The organism is Symbiobacterium sp. (assembly GCF_040797425.1).
Taxonomy (GTDB): domain Bacteria; phylum Bacillota; class Sulfobacillia; order Symbiobacteriales; family Symbiobacteriaceae; genus Symbiobacterium.
Genome location: NZ_JBFNEH010000099.1, coordinates 1 through 4,834, shown reverse-complemented (window position 1 = coordinate 4,834; position 4,834 = coordinate 1). Strand labels below are relative to the sequence as shown.

At 67.3% G+C, this 4,834-nt stretch carries 5 protein-coding genes; 1 reads left to right on the top strand and 4 read right to left on the bottom strand.

What is annotated here, in order from left to right; translation table 11 throughout:
• Nucleotides 1-107 precede the first annotated feature (107 nt).
• Complete coding sequence (locus tag AB2385_RS16585) at nt 108-899, top strand: hypothetical protein (protein WP_367656124.1); 792 nt, start codon at nt 108-110, stop codon at nt 897-899.
• A gap of 119 nt (nt 900-1,018) precedes the next feature.
• Here AB2385_RS16585 and AB2385_RS16580 read toward each other — a convergent pair whose 3' ends face one another.
• The 4 genes from AB2385_RS16580 to AB2385_RS16565 all read right to left on the bottom strand — a co-directional run bounded on the left by AB2385_RS16580 (nt 1,019) and on the right by AB2385_RS16565 (nt 4,688).
• Nucleotides 1,019-1,420 (bottom strand): nucleoside recognition domain-containing protein, encoded by a 402-nt coding sequence (locus tag AB2385_RS16580; RefSeq protein ID WP_367656123.1) that lies wholly within the window; start codon nt 1,418-1,420, stop codon nt 1,019-1,021.
• 107 nt (nt 1,421-1,527) lie between these two features.
• Nucleotides 1,528-2,286 (bottom strand): ABC transporter permease, encoded by a 759-nt coding sequence (locus AB2385_RS16575; protein ID WP_367656122.1) that lies wholly within the window; start codon nt 2,284-2,286, stop codon nt 1,528-1,530.
• Entirely contained in the window at nt 2,283-3,218 is a 936-nt protein-coding gene (locus AB2385_RS16570) for an ATP-binding cassette domain-containing protein (RefSeq protein WP_367656121.1), read from the bottom strand. Before AB2385_RS16570 ends, AB2385_RS16575 begins: the two co-directional genes overlap by 4 nt.
• Nucleotides 3,219-3,815: 597 nt before the next feature.
• Nucleotides 3,816-4,688 carry a LysR substrate-binding domain-containing protein gene (locus tag AB2385_RS16565; RefSeq protein ID WP_367656120.1) on the bottom strand — a complete coding sequence of 291 codons (873 nt, stop codon included), beginning with the start codon at nt 4,686-4,688 and terminating at the stop codon, nt 3,816-3,818.
• Nucleotides 4,689-4,834 lie beyond the last annotated feature (146 nt).

The window sequence follows — 4,834 nt, the reverse complement described above, 5'->3', positions numbered from 1 at the left end:
CGAACGACACTGTCGCCAGTCAAGTCACTGCCAAATAGCGCGGGCAACAACACCCGGATGGTACGTGGGCCCGGACCACCGAAGCGGATGCCGCCGCCGAACGTAAGGTGGCGGCCATCCTCTACCGGCATGGTCTGGCCGTCGTGAAGGCGGGCGGTCTGGCGGAGATCGACCTCCTGGCCGTGGCCGGCGAGCGGTTGGTCGGCGCGGTAGAGGTCAAGCGGCGGTATCATGAGGCTGCCAGGTACCCCACCCTCTACATCAACTTGCGGAAGGTTGCGGCCATGGCCACGTGGTCCGTCGCCCTCGGCGTTCCGGCCTGGTTCGTGGTGGTCTATGACGACCAGGTACAGGCTATCAGCCTGGCAGACCTTCCCGGTGCCGTGGGTGGGTGCCGGGTTGACGGCTACCGGGTCCGGCACGGAGCCACCGCCCTGGAACCCGTGCTGGAGGTCCGGGTCAACGCCATGCGGCTCATCGGCCGGACGGAGGAGACCGCCGAGGTGGAGATCGGCGGCCCGGCCTCCATTCCCGACCAGTCCCGGATGGTGGACCTGGACGGCCAGCCGCTCCTCCGGGATCAGGCCACACTCGACCAGGCGGTGGCCATCGCCGGACGCCTGGCTCCACTCCTCGGCGGTGATCGGGTGGGCCACTTCAGGCCGATCAGCCCCCTGGACTGCTGGGCGGCCCGTGGCGACCGTCCCCTGGCCCTGGTCCTGACCACCTGCCTGCCGCTCCCGCCGGAGTGGCACCGGGTGGTCACCCTCCCCCTCCGGCTAGTCCTGGCCCTCCAGGCAACAGCCCAGCTGGCCGGGCTCCGCGCCGTGGTGGCCGTCCAGGCCGACACCGACCTCTGCTGGCTCGAACGGACCAGCCGCTCACACCGGACTGGATAACAGGCACGGTGGCACTCCCGCTGGCGGCCTTCCGCATGGCCCCGCAAGCGGCCTAAGAAACACGAAAACGCCCCCAACCTCCGTGGTCAGGGGCGTTGTCTTGTTGGTTCGGGTGGTGTTTACAACAGAAATACTGGGTCGGCGGTGTTGGAGAAGGCCAGCATGCGCTCCCCCTCCACCCGGGTGCACATGTTGCTCTTGCGGAAGCGCGCCGTGATCACCGCGTCCATGGGAAAGCCCGCCGCCAGGCCCATCGACAGCACGAAAGCGCCTTCGCCCGGCACGTTGAAGAGCGGCCGCATGAGCGGGGTGAACAGCACGCCAATGAAGTGCACCACCCCGAGCCCCAGCATCATCTCGCTCAGAATGAAGAAAGGCAGCAACGAGGGGAAGACGACGGTGAAGAACAGGTTCATCCCGTCCTTGGCCGCCTCGAGCGACTCCTTCGGGTAGAGCACCAGCGAGAAGGTGAGCAGCACAACCACCGCGGCCACGGCCAGGGCTGACAGCTTGCCTCGCATGGGGCACCTCCGGTTGGCAATATGGCACGTCCCACCCGGGACGTGCCACATACTTATGTGCCGAAGGCTGTTCGCATGCGGACAAAGGCCCACCCGCCCCGCACCGGTCACTCGATGGCCCGGTTGATGGCGAGGGCGGCCAACCCCAGCATGCCGACGAGGAATACCGCCAGGCCCACGACGTCTGACCAGAGCGGCAGGCGGCCGGCTGCGAGCGTCCGGATCAGGTCGGCCGCGAAACTCAGCGGGTTGATCCTGGCGATCCACCGCGTCGCGGCCGGGCCGTAGTCCGGGCTGTAGAAGACCGAAGACGTGAGCACGATCGGCAGCTGCAGCAGGTTTACCGCCAGGTTGTATGTCTCCTGGCTGCGGATGAGGCAGGCCAGGACCACAGAGAGGAGCGTCCACGCCACGGCGGAGGCCATGAGGACCAGGAGGCTCCCGGCGATGGCCGGCAGGCCGGCGAGAAGCAACTCGGGCGCCAGAAACACCACCACGGCCCAGATGAACACCCCCGCCAGGCCCGCCCGAACGGCCGCGTTCCCGCACAGGCCGGCGACGAGTACCATGCGGTGCATCGGCAGGCCGAACAACATCTCCAGCTCACCGGTAAGCTTGTCGATGTAGATGGAGATGCCCACACCGTTCCCGATGGAAACGGACGTTACCGCCATCAGTCCCGGCACGATGTAAGCCAGGTACGGCACCGGTTCGCCGCGCCACGTGATGGCCGGCAGGGCGGCCGCCATGGTGGGAGCGAACACGAGCAGATACATGAGCGGCGACAGCAGGTGCTGGAGGATGGTCCGAGGAGACTTCAGCCCGACGTACCATTCCCGGAGGAGAGCGACCAGGACGGGGCTCATGCCTTGCCCCCCTTCACCACGTGAAGGTAGATGTCCTCCAGCGAGGGCGGGCGCACGTCGACGCGCGTGAGCCGGCCGCCCCAGCTCAGCGTCGACTGGATGAACTCGGGAAGCGGGGCCCGGTCCCCCCGGACGAGCACGGTCACCCTGGGCAAGTTCTGCACGCCCTCCACGATCAGGTGGTCGTCCCGCCACTTTCTGAGGAGCGCCTCCATCGCCTGCGCGGAAAGGCCCGCGACCGACATCTCGATGCGGGTGATGCCCAGGCGCGCCTTCAGCTTGTTGAGGGGACTATCGATGACCAGCTCGCCGTTGAAGAGGAGTCCCACCCGGTTGCAGAGCGCCTCCGCCTCCTCCATCACCTGGGTGGTCAGGAAGATCGTGACACCCATGTTCCGGGCCTCGGTGATGCTGTTCCACGTCTCCTGCCGGATCATGGGGTCGAGCCCGACGGAGGGCTCATCCAGGAACAGCACCCGGGCGCCCGAGACGAGCGCCCGGGCCACCTGAACGCGCCGGCGGAAACCGACTGAGAGTTGATGCGGCCTGAGGTGGGCCACCGCCTGGAGGCCGAACCGTTCGATGGCCGTGTCGGTTCTCTTCCGCGCCTCGCGGTACCCGTGGCCGCGGAACAGCAAGTAAATCAAGATGTTCTGGTATACGTCGAGATGCACGCCCAGCGTGCTGACTTGCGGAATGACGGCGATCTGGCGACGCACATCGACAGGCTGTCGCAGAATGTCGAACCCGTTGATCAGGGCGGTTCCGCTCGTCGGTCGGATGATGGTGGTCAGCATGCGGATGGTCGTCGATTTGCCCGCGCCGTTCGGGCCCAGGAAGCCGAAGACATCTCCCTTTTCAACACGGAGGCGGAGGTTCTTCACAGCCGTCTTCTGGCCGTAAACCTTGCAAAGGCCGTGCACCTCGATCATTGCTGCTGCTCCCCTTTGCCTCGGTGAGAAACCGCGGCCATGCCAGACGCCGCCGCAGCCGGGATTCGGCCGGGGCCCGCCTTGCCCCGGTTGCGACCGCACCCCCACTGGCCTGACCGAGTGTCCAGCCGTTATTGTTTGTGGTGTGCTAATCTGACTACTCCAAATAGGCCGTTCTTCCTCCTTGTGCACGGCGCGCAACCCTTCCGCATCGAACCGCCGCTTGTCGCGGCCGTCCATCGCCGCCAGATGGTGCTCCACGCCGAAGGGACGTGGAAGAGCGAGAGGCGGAAAGCGGCGGGGTTGCGCGGACGGGGACGGTTCCAGGACTGCCGGTTCGTGGAACCAAATGGCCAGGGTCAGGGGCGGAGCAGACCCGGCACAACCGATGCGCCCAGTCTGCGAGCGAAACGGTCCAGAGAGTAAGACGTAGCACGTCCGCGGGGGACGTGCTACCCATTTCCACTATGGCGGATGTGCGAGCGCCCGGTAAGTTGACCGTGTCGTCCCTGTCTGCCCCCATCGACCGGCTGCCCGGCCGGCTCCCGGCACCCGAAAGGTCGTCACGTTGCGCCGGCGCCGCAGCTGGTCTGCCGGTCATGGCTTCACGCGGCCCAGGCAGTCCAACAGGGCCCGCTGGAGGCCCGAAGGCGGCTTATGAACGGGCCACACGGCGCAGATGGGCCGCTTCAACTGCAGCCCCTTCAGCCGGACGACCCGGAACTCCCCGGGCGCCAGGCTTGCGAGCGAGACGAAGGCGTCGCCGACCCCGGCCCGCAACGCGGTCTTGAGCGCCTGCGGGCTGCCCACCTCCGCCACCACCTGCAGGTCTGCCAGGCCGATCCCGCGGGAGGCGAGCGCCCGCAAGACCGTCGCCCGCGTGGCCGATCCCTCCTCCCGGAGCACCAGCGGCACCCGGGGCAGGACGTCCAGCGGCACAGGATCGGGCAGTGCGGTGCCGGGCCGGAGCGCCAGAACAATCTCGTCCTCCGCCACCTGTTCGCTGCCCAGCCGCGAGTCGCTCACCTCCTGGCCCACCAGGGCGAGGTCGACCTGTCCCTCCAGCACCCACCGCAGCACCTCCTGCGTGTTGGCGACCCGAGAGCGCACCTCCACCTCTGGGTGCTCGGCGTGGAAGGCAGACAGGGCGCGAGGAAGCAGGTTCTCCCCCGGCAACGTGGACGCCGCCACCTCGAGAACCGCCCGGCTATCGGGCCTGAGCGCCGCCATTGCGGCCTCCATCTCGGCGGCCGCGGCGAGGATGCGCTCCGCGTGAACCAGCAGCGTCTCGCCGGCCGGAGTCAGCGTAACCTGACGGGTGTTCCGGATCAACAGGGGCACGCCGAAATGCTGCTCCAGCTGCTTGATGTGCTGGCTGACCGCTGGCCGGGTCAGCCCCGCCAGTCTGGCCGCGCGGGTGAAACTTCCTTCCCGGGCCACCAGGCGGAAGAGGTTGAGCGAATCGATCATCGCGACGACCCCCAGTTCTGCGGCTGTGCTCTGTTTCGACCGGTGTGCGGTACAGTCCTCCAGGGCGTGAGTGGGGTGGGGCAAATACGAAAAGACCACCGCAACGTGTGCGGTGGTCTTGAAAATAGTTTGGGCAGCGACCTATT

What these genes read in the sequence shown, in the direction of transcription:
- AB2385_RS16575 (WP_367656122.1), bottom strand. Translation starts at nt 2,286, where the DNA reads ATGAGCCCCGTCCTGGTCGCTCTCCTCCGGGAATGGTACGTCGGGCTG.
- AB2385_RS16570 (WP_367656121.1), bottom strand. Translation starts at nt 3,218, where the DNA reads ATGATCGAGGTGCACGGCCTTTGCAAGGTTTACGGCCAGAAGACGGCT.
- AB2385_RS16580 (WP_367656123.1), bottom strand. Translation starts at nt 1,420, where the DNA reads ATGCGAGGCAAGCTGTCAGCCCTGGCCGTGGCCGCGGTGGTTGTGCTG.
- AB2385_RS16565 (WP_367656120.1), bottom strand. Translation starts at nt 4,688, where the DNA reads ATGATCGATTCGCTCAACCTCTTCCGCCTGGTGGCCCGGGAAGGAAGT.